13 protein-coding genes are annotated in these 15,696 nt (G+C 69.7%); 11 read left to right on the forward strand and 2 right to left on the reverse strand.

Translation table 11 applies throughout. The annotated features are described in order from the left end of the window. Window positions 1-130 precede the first annotated feature (130 nt). Window positions 131-3,325, reverse strand: a complete 3,195-nt coding sequence (locus AC3A5Z_RS14415) for a DEAD/DEAH box helicase (protein ID WP_487520039.1) — start codon at window positions 3,323-3,325, stop codon at window positions 131-133. Window positions 3,326-3,613: 288 nt separating this feature from the next. Between AC3A5Z_RS14415 and AC3A5Z_RS14420 the strand changes: the two genes are divergently transcribed. From AC3A5Z_RS14420 to AC3A5Z_RS14460, 9 genes are all read left to right on the forward strand, one after another. Further along, complete coding sequence (locus tag AC3A5Z_RS14420) at window positions 3,614-4,372, forward strand: EAL domain-containing protein (protein WP_487520115.1); 759 nt, start codon at window positions 3,614-3,616, stop codon at window positions 4,370-4,372. Between the two features lie 68 nt (window positions 4,373-4,440). After that, the gene (locus AC3A5Z_RS14425; protein WP_487520040.1) at window positions 4,441-5,367 is read left to right on the forward strand and encodes a GGDEF domain-containing protein; all 927 of its coding nucleotides are present in this window, start codon (window positions 4,441-4,443) and stop codon (window positions 5,365-5,367) included. Window positions 5,368-5,543: 176 nt separating this feature from the next. Beyond that, window positions 5,544-6,467 (forward strand): glycine betaine ABC transporter substrate-binding protein OsmF, encoded by a 924-nt coding sequence (gene osmF / locus AC3A5Z_RS14430; protein WP_487520041.1) that lies wholly within the window; start codon window positions 5,544-5,546, stop codon window positions 6,465-6,467. Window positions 6,468-6,520: 53 nt separating this feature from the next. Then, on the forward strand, window positions 6,521-7,672 hold the full coding sequence (locus AC3A5Z_RS14435) for an ABC transporter permease (protein WP_487520042.1): 1,152 nt from the start codon (window positions 6,521-6,523) through the stop codon (window positions 7,670-7,672). Beyond that, window positions 7,669-8,595 (forward strand): ABC transporter ATP-binding protein, encoded by a 927-nt coding sequence (locus tag AC3A5Z_RS14440; protein WP_487520043.1) that lies wholly within the window; start codon window positions 7,669-7,671, stop codon window positions 8,593-8,595. Before AC3A5Z_RS14435 ends, AC3A5Z_RS14440 begins: the two co-directional genes overlap by 4 nt. Continuing rightward, window positions 8,592-9,335: an ABC transporter permease gene (locus AC3A5Z_RS14445; protein WP_487520044.1), complete on the forward strand. Its 744-nt coding sequence runs from the start codon at window positions 8,592-8,594 to the stop codon at window positions 9,333-9,335. Before AC3A5Z_RS14440 ends, AC3A5Z_RS14445 begins: the two co-directional genes overlap by 4 nt. Before the next feature lie 147 nt (window positions 9,336-9,482). Further along, window positions 9,483-10,103 carry a YdeI/OmpD-associated family protein gene (locus tag AC3A5Z_RS14450; protein WP_487520045.1) on the forward strand — a complete coding sequence of 207 codons (621 nt, stop codon included), beginning with the start codon at window positions 9,483-9,485 and terminating at the stop codon, window positions 10,101-10,103. Between the two features lie 147 nt (window positions 10,104-10,250). Continuing rightward, window positions 10,251-11,921 (forward strand): gamma-glutamyltransferase, encoded by a 1,671-nt coding sequence (gene ggt / locus AC3A5Z_RS14455; protein WP_487520046.1) that lies wholly within the window; start codon window positions 10,251-10,253, stop codon window positions 11,919-11,921. 12 nt (window positions 11,922-11,933) lie between these two features. Continuing rightward, on the forward strand, window positions 11,934-12,893 hold the full coding sequence (locus tag AC3A5Z_RS14460) for a 2-hydroxyacid dehydrogenase (RefSeq protein WP_487520047.1): 960 nt from the start codon (window positions 11,934-11,936) through the stop codon (window positions 12,891-12,893). A 6-nt stretch (window positions 12,894-12,899) separates the two neighbouring features. Here the strand turns inward: AC3A5Z_RS14460 and AC3A5Z_RS14465 are convergent, their stop codons facing one another. Beyond that, window positions 12,900-13,841, reverse strand: coding sequence for a LysR family transcriptional regulator (locus AC3A5Z_RS14465; protein ID WP_487520048.1), 942 nt, complete (start codon window positions 13,839-13,841; stop codon window positions 12,900-12,902). 91 nt (window positions 13,842-13,932) lie between these two features. Between AC3A5Z_RS14465 and AC3A5Z_RS14470 the strand changes: the two genes are divergently transcribed. Continuing rightward, window positions 13,933-14,856, forward strand: a complete 924-nt coding sequence (locus AC3A5Z_RS14470; RefSeq protein WP_487520049.1) for an ABC transporter permease — start codon at window positions 13,933-13,935, stop codon at window positions 14,854-14,856. Then, the gene (locus AC3A5Z_RS14475; RefSeq protein ID WP_487520050.1) at window positions 14,853-15,689 is read left to right on the forward strand and encodes an ABC transporter permease; all 837 of its coding nucleotides are present in this window, start codon (window positions 14,853-14,855) and stop codon (window positions 15,687-15,689) included. Before AC3A5Z_RS14470 ends, AC3A5Z_RS14475 begins: the two co-directional genes overlap by 4 nt. The last annotated feature ends 7 nt before the right edge of the window (window positions 15,690-15,696 follow it).

Raw genomic sequence — 15,696 nt, forward strand, 5'->3', positions numbered from 1 at the left:
CTGACAGACCGGCGGTGCGCAGCAGAACGGTGGCAGGATCTTCGTGCCACCCGACGCACCGCAGCGTCTATCCGAAAGGCGCAGCGCGCCCCTCCCATCCTTCCCCTGCGTCAAGCTGCCGCCCCCCCTGTCAGGCAAGCCGCTCCAGCAGATCCGCCACATCGTCGAGCTGTTCAACCGGGTCTTCGGCCCCGCGCCGCAGCAGCAAGCGCTCGCCGTCCCAGTCGAGGTCGGGAATGCGGCGGATCGCCTTGTCGTAGTCCTTCCCTGCCGTCGCCGCGCCGAAGCCGAGCGCCGTGCCCTCCGGGCCGAGGCTGATCTGCTCCACCCCCAGACTGCCCGCCAGCGCCCGGGCCGAGGCGGCGCGCAGCAGCGCCTCGAGCGGCGGCGGCACCGCGCCGAAGCGGTCGGCGATCTCGTCGGCCAGCTCGCCGACCTGCAGCGGCAGCGCCGCGCGGGCGATGCGGTGGTAGAGATCGATCCGTGTCTCGGGCTCCGGCACATGCTCTTCGGGGATGAAGCCCACGTCGCCCAGCACCTGCGGCGGCGGCTGCAGCGGCGGGCGGCCCTGCGCCCTTTGCAGCGCCTCGGCCAGCATCTGCTGATAGAGCCCCAGCCCCACCCGCTTCACATGGCCCACCTGCCGGTCACCCAAAAGATCGCCCGCGCCGCGCTGGTCCAGATCGGCGGCGCTGATGGCAAAGCCCGCCCCCAGCCGGTCCAGCGCCTGCAGGGTGCCCAGCCTGCGCTCGGCCTCCTCGCCCAGCGTCTCGCCCTCGGCGGTCAGCAGGTAGCAATAGGCCTGCAGCGCCCCGCGCCCGACCCGCCCGCGCAGTTGGTGCAGCTGTGCCAGACCGAAAAGCGATGGCCGCAGGATCAGCATGGTGTTGGCCCGCGCCACGTCGAGCCCGCTCTCGATGATCGCGGTGGCCAGCAGAACATCGCCTTCCCCGGCCGCGAAGCCGACCATCGTCGCGTCGATCTCGCGCGGTGGCAGGCCGCCATGGGCGACGCGCAGCGACAGGTCGGGCATGAGGCCGCGCAGCCTCTCGGCAACCGGCTCGATATCCTCGATCTGCGGCACGACGACGAAGCTCTGCCCGCCCCGACGCCGCTCACGCATCAGCGCCTGCCGCAGCGTCGCGTCATCGCCTCCGGCGACGAGCGTGCGGATCGGGCGGCGGCGGGCGGGGGGTGTGCCGAGCACGCTCAGCTCCTGCAGGCCGACCAGCGCGGTCTGCAGCGTGCGCGGAATCGGCGTGGCACTCATCGACAGCACATGGCCGCTGCCCCGCCCCAGCGCGCGCAGCTTTTCCTTCTGTGCCGCGCCGAAGCGCTGCTCCTCGTCGATGACCAGCAGCCCCAGATCGGCGAAGGCGACATCGCCGCCGACCAGCGCATGGGTGCCGACCACGACGCGGATCGACCCATCGGCCAGCCCCGCCTTCAGCGCCGCCGCAGGTTTGCCGGTCACCAGCCGCGACAGATGCCCGACCTCGATGCCGAAGGGGGCGAAGCGGCGACGGAAGGTCTCGAAATGCTGGCGGGCGAGCACGGTGGTCGGCGCGGCCACAGCCACCTGCCGACCGGCCAGCGCGGCAGCGGCGGCTGCCCGCAAGGCGACTTCGGTCTTGCCGAAGCCGACATCCCCGATCAACAGCCGGTCCATCGGCCGACCGGAGGCCAGATCGGCCAGCACCTCGCGCACCGCCTGACGCTGATCGGCGGTGGCCGGATAGGGGAAGCGGTCGACGAAACGCTCGAAGGCGGCGGCGGGCGGTGTGATCTTCGGCGCCGCGCCGGACTGGCGTTCCTCGGCCAACCGCACCAGATCTGCGGCCAGCTTCTGCAACCCCTCCGCCGTGGCATCACGCCGCTTCGCCCAGCCCGCGCTGTCCAGCCGGTCGAGCTTGGCCCCGCCTTCGCCCGACCCATAGCGCCAGAGCCGCCCGGCATCGCGCGACGGCACCAGCAGACGCTCGTCGCGGGCATAGGCCAGCCGGATCACCTCCGGCCCCGGCTCATCGGTGTTCAGCGGCTCGATGCCCTCCAGCCGCGCAAGGCCGTGATCCTCATGCACCACCAGATCGCCGATCTGGAACCCGGCATCCGGCAGCTTCCACGCGGTCATCGACTGCAGCGGCATGTCGGCCAGTTCCGCCCGGCTGCCGATCAGATCGGCAGGCGTCAGCACCGCCAGATCCGGCAGCAGGAACCCACCCTCCAGATCGGCGAGAAGCGCCGCGCAGGGCTTGCCTTCGGCCTCGTCCCAGTGCGCGACGAGCGCCGGCTCCTCGCCGCCCGCCTGCCGCATCATGCGCTGCAGGCGGCGCAGCTCGCGTTCCGAATGCGCCGTCAGCAGCAGGCGCCGCGCACCCTTCTCCGACGACAGGAACTCCGCCAGACGGTTGCGCGGCCGCCGCTCGGCGGCGAAGGCAGGAACAGGGCTCCACGCGGGATCGTCGAGCGCCACCACCTGACCCCGAAGCGCCGCCCAGGTCTCGGGGTCCAGGTAGAGCCCCGCCCTGGGCGCCCTGCCCTGCGCAGCCTCCGCCGCATCGGCCTGCGCCTCCTCCAGCCGGGCAAACAGCGCCTCCGCCCCGCCGAGGGTGGAGGCGAGCCCCGTCAGCCGCGCGCCGGGCAGATGGTCCGGCAGGGTGGTGAGCCTGTCATAGGCCTCGGCCAGACGATGCTCCGCCCCCCGCTCCCACGGCTCGTCGGCGGGCGGCAATTCGGTAACCGGCGCGATGTCGAGACAGTCGATCTCCGCCACCGAGCGCTGCGACACCGGGTCGAAGCGGCGGATCACCCCGACGCGACCCTCGGCGATCTCGATCCGCGCGGGCATCTCCTCTCCGCCCGGGAACAGCTCCACCGTGCCTTCGCGGAAGGCAACCTCGCCCGGCTCGTCGATCCGCTCGTCCGGCACATATCCCGCCCCGAGGCAGAAGTCGCGCAGCGCCTCCACATCCACCGCATCGCCGGTGCAAAGCCGCATCCCGCGCATGGCAGACTGCGGCGGCAGGCGCTGCACCAGCGCCCTCAGCGGCACGATGACAATCACCCCCGCTTCCGCCGAGGACAGCCGCTGCAGCACCGCCATGCGCCGCCCCATCGCGGCGGGCGAGGGCGAGGCGCTGTCGAAGGGCAGACAATCCCACGGCGGGAACACCTCGACCTGCCGCTCCGGCAGCACCTGCCGGAGAAAGCGGCCCAAGGCCTCTGCGCGCCCCTCCCCCGAGGTGATGTGGATCACCCTCTCCTCCGGTTTGATCTCCGCGAAAAGGCGGCAGGCCTCGATACCGACGGGAAGCTGTTCGTCCATCATTCTCTCCGGCCTGCAGTCGATGCAGGGGATCTGCCGACGGGCGCCTTTCAGCCTCGCCAACCCGGCCCCCCGGCGCCTTGTTCCCCGCGAAGATCGCCCGGATCCGCAGGCCGAAAGCCCGAAGTGTCACCCCGACGCCACACCCCGCTGCGGCACGTCCTTTTGCCCCCGTATCCCGGGAACATCGGCCCCTCCCCGCACCTTGAACATCTGGACGCGCCCAATGCGCGGCCTTTTATCCCGCATCGCGCCCCGGGCCTGTCGATGCCGAAGAAAGTAGAAGACATGGACGGATGCGCGGGTTGCAGAAGCGGGTCGGCTTTCCGCCAGACCTTTTCCATGGCGTTCCAGCCCATCGTGAACATCACGGGCGGCGAGACCTTCGCGCAGGAGGCTCTGGCGCGCGGAACCCAGGGCGAGCCTGCGCAGACGGTGCTCTCCCGCGTCACCAGCGAGAACCGCTACGGCTTCGATCAGGCCTGCCGGGTTCTGGCAATCGAGCAGGCGACGGGCCTCGGCATTGTCGGCACCAAGGCGCTGCTCTCGATCAACTTCATGCCCAATGCGGTCTACGAGCCGCGCGCCTGCATCCGCCAGACCATCGCCGCCGCCGACAAGGCCGGACTGCCGCCGGAGCGGATCATCTTCGAGTTCACCGAGCAGGAAAAGCTGGAGCCGCGCCACCTGCGCCAGATCCTCAGCGCCTATCGCGAGATCGGCTTCCTGACCGCCATCGACGATTTCGGCTCGGGCTATTCCGGGCTCGGCCTGCTGGCCAAGATGCAGCCCGACATCGTGAAGATCGACATGGAGCTGATCCGCGACATCGACACCTCGCGCGTGAAGCAGGTGGTGCTCGGCCATGTCGTCGGCATGCTGAACGATCTCGGCATCACCATCGTCTGCGAAGGGGTGGAGACCCGGGGGGAGCTGGCGGTGATCCGCGATCTCGGCGTGGAGCTGGTGCAGGGCTATCTGATCGAGCGCCCCGCCTTCGAGGCCCTCATAGAACCGGATGTGTCGCATCTGAACCGCCCCTCGTGACTCCCGTGAAGGCTTGCGCCCGCCCGCGACTGATGATGTCTGGCGACCAGAGTTCCGGGGGAGATCAGGTGGAAACGATCGCAGCAGGCATCAGCGAGGGGGCGGCGGGGATCCTCTTCGATCTTCTGGCACAAACACCGGATCTCATCGCCCTTTTCGACGCGGGCGACCGGCTGATTGCGGCCAATCCCGCCTTCTGCGCCGCCTATCACTGCGACCCCTCCGACCAGCTGCCCTGGCACGAGATCATGCGGGCCAACTACCGTGCCAAGCGCGGCCCGATCATCGAGACCGCCGACATCGATGATTGGTTGACCACCGCCAGCGCGCGCCGCGCCTCGGTGCCCTACCGGTCCTTCGAGGCCGGGCTGCATGGTGGCAGATGGCTCTGGATCACCGAGACCCTCTCGCCCGAGGGCCGCATGCTGTTCCACGCCTCCGAGATCTCCTCGCTCCGCTCCGAAAGCCGCAACCTGCGGCTGGAGCGCGACGCGGCACGGCGGGCGTCGTGGACCGATGCGCTGACCGGGGTGCCCAACCGGCGCTATGTCATGGACCGGCTGGAGGAATGGTTCGAGGCTCACCGGATGCAGGCCGATTTCGGCACCCATTGCCTTGCGGTGATCGACCTCGACAACTTCAAGGGCATCAACGACACCCACGGCCACGATTTCGGCGATGCGGTGCTCGTCGCCTTCTGCCGCGAGGTGGTGGCCAGCATCCGCCCCTTCGACCTCTTCGGGCGCATGGGCGGCGAGGAGTTCCTGTTCCTCATGCCCAACTGCCCGCTCGACATGGCACGCCAGCGGCTCGATCGCCTGCAGCAGGCGATCGGCCTGTCCCCGGTCTCGGCCGGGCTTCCCGCGATCCGCTACACCTTCTCCGCCGGGCTCGTCGCGGTGCAGCCGGACGAGGACATCTACGAGCACCTGCGTCTGGCCGACAAGCTGCTCTACGGCGCCAAGGCCGACGGTCGCGCGCGGGTGAAGAGCTGAGGCCAGCGCCCGCCACATCGCCTCATCCGGTGCCGAAGAGTTGACCACCGCCATCCCGCGCTATCTCTGTCAGGCGATGCCTTCAGGCCGCTGCCCCGACGGTGGCGGTTTGTCCCGGCGCCGTGCATGACATACGGGCGTTCGATCGGGCGCCTTCCCACCTGTGGAGACCCTGAATGACCCTGCTTTTCCCCCGCCGCACGATCCTCGGCGCCCTGGCCGCGCTGACCCTCACCACCGGCGCCGTCTTGGCGCAGGAGGCCGTGCGCGTCGGCTCGAAACTCGACGCCGAAGGCGCGCTGCTGGGCAGCATGATCATCCAGGTGCTGGAGGCCAACGGCATCGCCACAGAGAACAAGCTGCAGCTCGGGCCGACCAAGATCGTGCGCGACGCGCTGACCGCGGGCGAGATCGACATCTACCCCGAATACACCGGCAACGCGGGGTTCTTCTTCGGCGTCGATACCGACCCGGCGTGGAAGGATGCGGCGCAGGCCGCCGCCAAGGCAGCCGAGCTCGATGCCGCCAATGACATCGTCTGGCTGAAGCCCGCGCCCGCCAACAACACCTGGGCCATTGCGATGCGCGAGGATACCGCCACCGAGGGCGGGCTGACCTCGCTCGAGGATCTGCCCGACTATCTCGCCGGGGGCGGCGCGTTCAAGCTTGCGGCCTCGGCCGAGTTCGTCGAAAGCCCGGCAGCGCTTCCGGCATTCCAGGAGGCCTACGGCTTCACGCTGAACCCCGACCAGACGCTGGTTCTCGCCGGCGGCGACACGGCGGCGACGATCCGCGCCGCGGCAGAGCAGACCTCGGGCGTGAACGCGGCGATGGTCTATGGCACCGACGGTGCCATCGCGGCGCTGGGGCTGGTGGTGCTGGCCGACCCGAAGGGCGCGCAGGCGGTCTACGAGCCGGCGCCGACAGTGCGCAAGGCGGTGCTCGACGCCCATCCCGAGATCCGCGACCTGCTCGACCCGGTCTTCGCCACGCTGGACGCCACGACCCTGCAGGAGCTGAACGCGCTCATCCAGGTCGAGGGGCAGGACATCACCACCGTCGCGACCGACTACCTGACCGCCGAAGGGTTCCTCAAGTAACCCTCCCGCCCGCTCCGCCTGCGGAGCGGGCCCCCTCCGGAACGGACGAGCCCTTGGCGATCCACAACCGACCCCTGTGCCTATTGGCCCTGCTGCTCGTGATCGGGGCAGTGCTGCTGCCCTTCCTGAGCCACGCGCCGAACCGGCTGCTCTCGGGCCAGCCGATCGCGCTCTGGCAGGTGGGCGGCGGCGCGCCGTGGTTCCTGCTGCCGGGGCTGGCGCTGCTCGCAGGGCCCTTCCTGCCGCAACGGCGGCGGATCGCAGGGCTTCTGGCGCTGGCCGCCATGCTGTTCCTCGCCGGGCTCGTCCATGCAGCAGCGCTCGGGGCCGACCGTCTGGCCGAAGACGCGGGCCGGGCGGCGCGGACCTCCTTCGGTGCGGGCTTCTGGGTGATGGCGCTGGCGGCGGTGCTGGCGCTCACCGATCTGGTGGCGCGCAGCGGCGTCGGGCCGGTGCTGCGGCTGCTCGCGGGCTTTGCTGCCGCCCTGCCTGTCGTGGCGATGCTGGCCACCGGGCATCTCGACCAGCTGTCGATCCTCAAGGAATATGCCAACCGCCCCGACAAGTTTCACGCGGCCATCCTGCGCCATCTGGTGATCGTCGTCGCGGCGCTGCTGCCCACCCTCGCCATCGGCGTGCCGCTGGGGGTGATCGCCGCGCGGCGCAAGCGGCTCGGCACCTCGATCCTCTCAGGGCTGAACCTCGTCCAGACCGTGCCCTCCATCGCCATCTTCGGCCTGCTGATCGCCCCGCTCTCCGCGCTGGCCACCGCCTTTCCGGCCGCCCGCGCGCTGGGGATCAGCGGCATCGGGCTCGCCCCGGCGGTGATCGCGCTGACGCTCTACTGCATGCTGCCCATCGTGCGGAACACGGCAGAGGGGCTGGCGCAGGTGCCCGCCAGCGCCATCGACGCGGCGCGCGGCATGGGGATGACCCGGCGGCAGGTCTTCTGGAAGGTCGAGGTGCCGCTGGCCCTGCCGGTCTTCCTCTCCGGCCTGCGGATCACCGTGGTGCAGGCCATCGGCCTTGCCGCAGTGGCGGCGCTGATCGGCGCCGGGGGGCTCGGCTCCATCATGTTCCAGGGGCTGTTTTCCAACGCGCTCGACCTGATCCTGCTCGGCGCGCTGCCGATCATCGCGCTGGCCGCCGTGGCGGATGGCCTGTTCAAGCTGGCGGTCGAACTTTCGAGACGGGGAAGCGCATGATCGAATTTCGCAACATCACCAAGACCTTCAACGCGGTGACGGTGATCGAGGGGCTGAACCTCACCGTCGAGGCGGGCGAGTTCTGCGTGCTGATCGGCCCCTCGGGCTCCGGCAAATCCACCATCCTGCGGATGATCAACCGGCTGATCGAGCACAGCGCCGGCGAGATCCGCTTTGCCGGCGAGCCGATCCGCTCCTTCGCCCCCGAGGTGCTGCGCCGCCGCATCGGCTATGCGATCCAGTCGGTCGGCCTCTTCCCGCACTGGACGGTCGAGGCCAACATCGCCACCGTCCCCCGGCTTCTGGGTTGGGACGCCGCGCGGATCGAGGCGCGCATCGCCGAGCTGATGGCGCTTCTCGGCCTCGATGCCGCGCGCTTCCGCACCGCCTATCCGCACCAGCTCTCGGGCGGGCAGCAGCAGCGGGTGGGCGTCGCCCGGGCACTGGCCGCCGACCCGGACGTGCTGTTGATGGACGAACCCTTCGGAGCGCTCGACCCGATCACCCGCGATAGCCTGCAGGCCGAGATGCGCCGCATCCATGCCGAGACGGGGAAGACCATCGTCTTCGTCACCCATGACATGGACGAGGCGCTGCGTCTCGCCACCCGCGTCGTCATCCTCGACAAGGGCCGGATCGTGCAATCCGCCAGCCCGCGCGACCTGCTGCACGACCCGGCGAACAATTTCGTGCGCGAGTTCCTCGGCAAGGACGACTACGGGCTGAAGCTGCTCTCGGTCGAGACTGCGGGCGCCCACATGCGGCGCGAGGACAGCAGCGCCATCCCCGAGGCGGTGCAGGAGGAGGACAGCCTGCGGCTCGCGCTCTCGCACATGGTCGCGCTGAAGACCGACCGGCTGGGCGTGGCAGACAGCGCCGGGCGCCGCGTCGGCCTGTTGATGCTGGCGGATATCGTCACATGACGGCGAAGGAACGCCGCGCCGGGCTGCGCTTTGTCGCCGCCCTTCTGGGCTTTGCCGCGCTGCTTGCGGCGCTGCCGCACAGCACCCCGCTCTTTGCCTGGCTCTTCCCCGAACTCGACCGCCCGCTCTACGTCCAGCAGCCCTTCCTCGATCTGGTGCTGGCGCATCTGTGGCTGGTGACGGCGGCGAGCCTGCTGGCCACCGTGGTCGGCGTCGCGGCAGGCATCCTCGTCACCCGCCCCGGCGGGCGCGAGTTCCGCCGGTTGGTGGAGACCCTCTCCGCCATGGGCCAGACCTTCCCGCCGGTCGCGGTGCTGGCGCTGGCCGTGCCGATGATCGGCTTCGGCTTCTGGCCCGCCTTCGTGGCCCTGGCGCTCTACGGCCTGCTGCCGATCTGCGAGAACACCATCGCCGGGCTCGAAGGCGTCTCGCCCGCGGCGCGCGAGGCCGGGCTCGGCATCGGCATGACCAGAAGCCAACTGCTGCGCAAGGTGGAGCTGCCGCTGGCCGCCCCCGTGATCCTCGCCGGCATCCGCATCTCGGTCACCATCGGCATCGGCACCGCCGCGCTCGCCTCGACCGTCGGTGCGATCTCGCTCGGCTCGCCGATGATCGTCGGGCTGAACGGCAACAACATCGGCTACATCCTGCAGGGCGCGCTGCTGGTCGGCGGGCTCGCCATCGTCATCGACCTCGGCTTCGAAGCGATCCTGACCCGCCTGCGTCGCTGGCGCGCCTGAGGCTCAGAGCTGCAGCTTCGGCACGTCAGGGCTGGGCCGCTTCCGCCTCGCCTCGCATGCCGATGTGCTGCGCTACGCACCCTGACGGCTTGGCGCGGCCCGCCCGCGCCTGCTATCCTGTCGACGAAGGCAGGCCGGGCGCCCCCGATGATCGAGCATATCGACGACTTCTTCACCAAGGGCTGCGGCCGCTGCGCGCGCTTCGCGACGCCCGACTGCTCGGTCCAGCCCTGGGCGCCGGGTCTCGCGGCGCTGCGCGAAATCTGCCTGAGCGAAGGCCTGACCGAGACTGTCAAATGGGGCCACCCCTGCTACACCCACGCGGGGCGCAATGTCGCGCTGTTCGGCGCACTGCGCGACGATTTCCGGCTGAGCTTCTTCAACGCCGCCCTGCTGGAGGATCCCGAGGGTGCCCTCGAACGGCAGGGGCCGAACACCCGCTACCCCGACATGATCCGCTTTCGCGCCAATGGCGAGGTGGCAGGGAAGGCCCCCCTGATCCGTAACCTTCTCGCACAGGCGATGGACCATGCTGCAAAGGGCCTGAAGCCCGAACGCGACATGAGGGAACCCGACCTGCCCGAAGAGCTTGCCGAAGCGCTCGACGCCGATCCGGCACTTGCCGAGGCCTTCCACCGCCTGACCCCGGGCCGCCGCAGAAGCTATGTCATCGCCCTAAGCACGGCCAGGCAGGCGGCGACGCGGACAAGGCGCGTCGCCGCCTTCCGCGACCGGATCCTCGCCGGAAAGGGCGCCACCGAACGCTAGAGACGCCCGGCAGCAGCACGCCGACCGCGAAAACATCAGTCCCAGATTGCGGGTTTACCCCGGCGACGAGGGCGTTACAGTCGCCCCATCCTTTTGGCAGCCCTGCCGCACCGGGGTCTCACACCCTTCCTGAAAAGAGATCTTCCCTTGCCCCCCACATCCTTTCCCCTGCCTTTCAGCTGCGAAAAACGGCCCGCCTCCGGTGCTCTGGGCGTCGTCGTGACCAACACGCCGCTCGGATCGGCGGCGGGAAACGAGATGCTGGCGGTGGGCGGCAACGCCATCGATGCGGCGGTGGCGGCGATGCTGATGCTGACCGTGGTGGAGCCGATGATGGTCGGGATCGCCGGGGGCGGTATGACCCATATCCGGCTGGCGGACGGGCGGCATGTGGTGATCGACGCGCTCTCCACCGCGGGCGCCGCCGCGCGGCCCGACATGTTCGAGACCGTCTCGGACGCGCCGCCGACCTACATGGACACGAAGCATCGCCGCAACACGGTCGGCGCCTCTGCCGTGGCGGTGCCGGGCAACCTGCGCGGCTGGTGCCAGATGCAGCAGCGCTATGGCAAGCTGCCCTTTGCCGACGTGATCGCCCCGGCGATCCGGGTGGCGGAGTCGGGCTTTCTCGTCAGCCACTACCTGAACGGCGCGCTGCGCGAGCATCAGGCTGATCTGCTGGCCGACCCCGAAATGGCGCGGCTGTTCCTGCCGGGCGGCGAGCCGCTGGCCGCCGGGTCGCGGCTGGTGATGGGCGATTACGCCGAGAGCCTGCGGCTGATCCAGAAGCAGGGTGACGAGGCGCTGCATGGCGGCGCGCTCGGCCGGGCGCTGGTGGAGCGGCTGGCCGAGGGCGGCGAAGCGGCGGGCCATGTGACGCTCGAGGATCTCGTGGCCTATCGCGCGGTGGAGCGCGAGGCGATCTTCGGCAGCTACCGCGGCCATGTCATCGCCGGGCCGCCGCCCCCGGCCTCGTCGGGCGTGCATGTGGCGCAGATGCTGAACATGCTGGAGCCGCATGACATCCGCGGCATGGGCTTCGGCAGCGCCGAGGGCCTGCACCTCCTGGCCGAAGTGATCCGCGTCGCCTTCGAGGACCGCCGCGCCGCCTCGGGCGATCCTGATTTCGTCGATGTGCCGGTTGAGCGCTTCACCTCCAAGGATTACGCGCTCGCCTGCCAGAGCCGCCTGCGCGACCTCGCCCGTCCCGTACCGCCGCCGGTCGCGGGCCATGAGAGCCGCGACACCACGCATCTCACCGTGGCGGATCGCGAGGGCAATGTCGTCGCCTCCACCCATACGCTGAACGGGCTGTTCGGCGCGCGGATCATGGTGCCGGGCACCGGGATCATCCCCAACAACTACATGCTGAACTACGACCCCCATCCCGGCAAGGCGCTGTCGATCCTGCCGGGCAAGCGGGTGCCGACCTCGATGGCGCCGATGATCGTGCTCCGGGGCGACCGCCCGCTCTATGCGCTCGGGCTGCCGGGGGCGGTGCGGATCTTTCCCTCTGCCATGCAGGCCATCGTCAACCTGATCGACCACGGCATGACGCTGCAGCAGGCGGTCGAGGCGCCGCGGCTCTGGACCGACGGACAGCATGTGGAGCTGGAACCGGCCTATGCGCCGATGGCCGAGGCGCTGCGGGCGCGCGGCCATGAGGTGCGACTGGTCAAGACCATCGGCGGCGGCATGAACGCCATCGCCTTCGAGGAGGACGGCATGATGACCGGCGCCGCCTGCTGGCGCGCCGACGGCACCGTCACCGCGCAGGGCGGCGGGCTGGCCCGCCCCGGCGTCCGCTTTCAGATCTGACTGGAGATACCCATGACCACCGTCGTGATGCTCGACCCCGCCGCACCCGACCGCATGGAACGGGTCGCGGCCTTCCTGCCCGAGGGCTGGCGCCTGACCACGGCGGCCTCGCGCGCGGCCGAGGATCAGCTCGCGGCGCTGCAGGGCGCGCGCTACGCGATCACCGGCGATGTGCCGGTCAGCGCCGCGATGATGGCGGTGCCGGGGCTGAAGGCCGTGCACAAATGGGGCGTCGGCTATGACGGCATAGACCTCGAGGCGGCAAGCCGGCACGGCGTGCGGGTGCTGCGCACCACCGGCTCCAACGCGGTGGCGGTGGCGGAAACGACGCTCGGCCTGATCCTCGCGGTGAACCGCAATCTGGTGCGCGGCCATGTCGGCATCGGCTCGGGCGATTGGCTGAAGGGCGCACTCGCCCCCAGCTCGATGAGGCTCTCGGGCCGCACCGTGGGCATCGTCGGCATGGGCTATATCGGCAAGGCGCTGGTCAGGCTGCTGCGCGGCTTCGGCTGCACCGTGCTTTACACCAAGCGCAGCCCGCTTCCGACGCAGGAGGAGGCCGAGCTCGGCATCCGCTTCGCCACCCTGCCCGACCTGCTGGCCGCCGCCGATGTCGTCACCCTGAACTGCGAGCTGAACGCCTCCACCCGCAACCTGATCGGGCGGGACGAGCTGGCGCTGATGAAGCCCGACGCGATCCTGATCAACGCCGCCCGCGGTGGCGTGCTGGACGAGCAGGCGCTGGCCGATGCGATCCGCGAGAACCGTCTGCGCGGCGCGGGCATCGATGTCTTCGCCGCCGAGCCGATCACGCCCGACAACCCGCTTCTCGGGCTGGACCGCGTGGTGCTGACGCCGCATATCGCCGCGATCTCCGCCGACAGCGTCGCCACCTCGCTGACCCGGATGATGGAGAACCTTCAGGCCATCGACCGCGGGGCCACGCCGCGCAGCATCGACATCCTGGTCTGAGCGCGGTCAGAACCGCGGGCCGGGCACCGGGTCCATCCCCAGCCCGCCCGCGATCTGCCGCGATACCCGGCGCGTGGTCTCGATGAAATCCAGCACCACGGGCGAGCTTTCGCCCGCGGGCCAGGCCGCCACCAGCTCGATCATTCGCGGCAGTTCGGGCACCGGGCGGAACTCAAGATAGGGCGAGCGGATGTTGGTGATCCACTCCGGCATCACCGCCACCCCCAGCCCCGAAGCGACATGCGAGGCGACGCCGGTGGTATGGGTGCTCTCCTGCACGATGCGCAGATGCAGCCCCGCCCGGCGGAATTCGTTCATCAGGAAGGTCGCATAGCTCGCCCCGATGATCGGCGCATAGCCGATCAGCGGCTCCTGCGCGAGATCCTGCAGGCTGACCTCGGCCTTCGCCGTCAGCCGGTGCCCCTTCGGCAGCGCCGCGACGAAGCCCTCGCGCATCAGCGTCTCGACCTGCGCATGGGCCGGGCGTTCGGTGGGGCGGATGAAGGCCACGTTGATCTCGCCGCTCTCCAGCTGGCGCAGCTGCTCGGACGTGCCGATATGCGCCAGATCGACGATTACCGCCGGCCATTTCCTGCGGAATTCCGCAACAATCGGCGGGATCACATGCGTCATCGCCAGATTGACGCCTGCCACCGTGATCCGGCCCGTCGTCTCTCCGGCCATGGCGCGGGTCTGGGCCACGGCGCGGTCCATCCCGTCGAGCAGGCTGCGCGCATGCCGCAAAAGCGTGTCGCCCGCCGCCGTCAGCCGGGTGCGCCTTGTGGTCCGGTGGAACAGCATCACCCCCAGCCGGTCCTCCATCGCGCGGATCTGCAGGCTCAGCGGCGCCTGCGCGATCCCCAGCCTTTCGGCGGCGCGGCCGAAATGAAGCTCCTCTGCGAGGCAGACGAAGTAGCGGAGCTGGCGAAGATCGATCCCGGTATTCATATGCTCAGCATATCAAATGATTGGTGAATGGGGAATTGATCATGCTGCGCCTGCATGGTTCGCTGGGGGATCAACGGCAGGCAAGAGGTTCATGACACGTTTCTGGCTGATCAAACTTCTGCGAACGGTGATCACGCTCTGGTTCGTCGTCTCCTTCACATTCATCGTGCTGCGCACCTCCGGCGACCCGGTGGTGGCCCTGCTCGGCGCCGATGCGCTCCCCGCCGAGATCGAGCATTTCCGCGAACTCTGGGGCCTCGACCGCTCGCTCTTCACCCAATACGTCAGCTACGTCGGCCAGATGGCGACGGGCCAGTTCGGCATCTCGCTGCGCGACAGCCGCCCGGTGCTTGAGATCATCCTCGAACGCTTGCCCGCCACGGTCGAGCTCGGCCTCGCCGCCTTCGCCATCGCCGCGGTGATCGGCATTCCGGCGGGCATCGTCGCCGCCCTGCAGCGCGGCAAGCTGACCGACCGGATCGTCATGGTCTTCGCCGTCTTCGGCTTCGCCCTGCCGAACTTCTTCCTCGGCATCCTGCTGATCCTGCTCTTCTCGCTCTATCTGCAGGTGCTGCCCTCCTCGGGCACCGGCACCTTCCTGCACCTGATCATGCCAGCGGCGACGCTGGCCACCTTCACCGCCGGAACGCTGGCCCGCTTCACCCGCTCGGCCATGCTCGAGGTGCTGGAGCGGCCCTACATGCGCGCCGCCGCCGCCAAAGGCGTGCCGTTCTGGAAGCGGGTGCTGCTGCATGCGCTGCCGAATGCCGCGATCCCGATCGTCACGGTGATCGGCCTCAACCTCGGCCAGCTGGTCGCGGGGGCCATCGTCGTCGAATCCGTCTTCGCCTGGCCCGGCATCGGGCGGCTTCTGGTGGTCGCCGTGTCGCAACGCGATCTGGCGGTGGTGCAGGGGCTGGTGCTGGTGATCGCCGTGACCATGGTGCTCGCCAACCTCGTGGTGGATCTGCTCTACGGCCTGCTTGACCCCCGCATCCGGGAGGGCGCGAAATGAGCCGGCCGAACATCCTCACCCTCATGGCGGGGGGCATCCTCGCCGCCTCCGTCGCGGTCGCGCTGGTGGGCAACGTCTTCACCCCGCATGAAGTGACCGATCAGGCCCTGCTGAGCCGGCTGAAGCCGCCGGCCTTCCTCGGCGGCACCGCCGAGTTCCCGCTGGGCACCGACAGGATCGGCCGCGACATGGTGGCCCGTCTGGTCGCCGGGCTGCAGATGTCGCTCTCGGTGGCGCTGGCGGGCACGCTGATCGGCGCGATCTTCGGCACCTTCGTAGGCTTCCTCGCCGCCCATTTCCGCGGGCTGGTCGAGGAGGTGCTGATGATGCTGGTCGACTTCCAGGCCTCGCTGCCCTTCATCCTGATCGCCCTGACGCTGCTGGCGTTCTTCGGCAACTCGATGGTGCTCTTCGTCATCCTGATGGGCATGTTCGGCTGGGAGACCTACGCCCGTCTCGCGCGCGGCGTGGTGCTTTCCGCCCGGTCGCAGCCCTATGCCCGCGCGGTCGAAGCGCTGGGGGCGGGGCCGGGACGGCTCTACCTGCGCCACATCCTGCCCAATGTCGCCTCGGCGCTGATCGTGCAGGTCACGCTGACCTTCCCGCAGATCATCCTCCTGGAAACCTCGCTGTCCTTCCTCGGGCTCGGGATCCAGCCGCCCAACACCAGCCTCGGGCAGATCCTCGGCGACGGGCGCGACTATCTTTCCACCGCGTGGTGGATCTCGGTCTGGCCGGGGGCGCTGATCTTCCTGATCACCCTGTCCATGTCGCTTCTGGGCGATGCCCTGCGCGACCGGCTCGATCCGATGCTCAAGGCAAGAACAACCTGAAAATCAG

It is taken from the genome of Cereibacter sp. Soil_C_27 (assembly GCF_057657095.1).

Excerpts from the sequence above, each read along its gene's own strand:
- AC3A5Z_RS14415 (WP_487520039.1), bottom strand. The coding sequence starts at position 3,325 with ATGGACGAACAGCTTCCCGTCGGTATCGAGGCCTGCCGCCTTTTCGCG.
- AC3A5Z_RS14420 (WP_487520115.1), top strand. The coding sequence starts at position 3,614 with ATGGACGGATGCGCGGGTTGCAGAAGCGGGTCGGCTTTCCGCCAGACC.
- osmF (WP_487520041.1), top strand. The coding sequence starts at position 5,544 with ATGACCCTGCTTTTCCCCCGCCGCACGATCCTCGGCGCCCTGGCCGCG.
- AC3A5Z_RS14440 (WP_487520043.1), top strand. The coding sequence starts at position 7,669 with ATGATCGAATTTCGCAACATCACCAAGACCTTCAACGCGGTGACGGTG.
- AC3A5Z_RS14445 (WP_487520044.1), top strand. The coding sequence starts at position 8,592 with ATGACGGCGAAGGAACGCCGCGCCGGGCTGCGCTTTGTCGCCGCCCTT.
- AC3A5Z_RS14450 (WP_487520045.1), top strand. The coding sequence starts at position 9,483 with ATGATCGAGCATATCGACGACTTCTTCACCAAGGGCTGCGGCCGCTGC.
- AC3A5Z_RS14460 (WP_487520047.1), top strand. The coding sequence starts at position 11,934 with ATGACCACCGTCGTGATGCTCGACCCCGCCGCACCCGACCGCATGGAA.
- AC3A5Z_RS14465 (WP_487520048.1), bottom strand. The coding sequence starts at position 13,841 with ATGAATACCGGGATCGATCTTCGCCAGCTCCGCTACTTCGTCTGCCTC.
- AC3A5Z_RS14470 (WP_487520049.1), top strand. The coding sequence starts at position 13,933 with ATGACACGTTTCTGGCTGATCAAACTTCTGCGAACGGTGATCACGCTC.
- AC3A5Z_RS14475 (WP_487520050.1), top strand. The coding sequence starts at position 14,853 with ATGAGCCGGCCGAACATCCTCACCCTCATGGCGGGGGGCATCCTCGCC.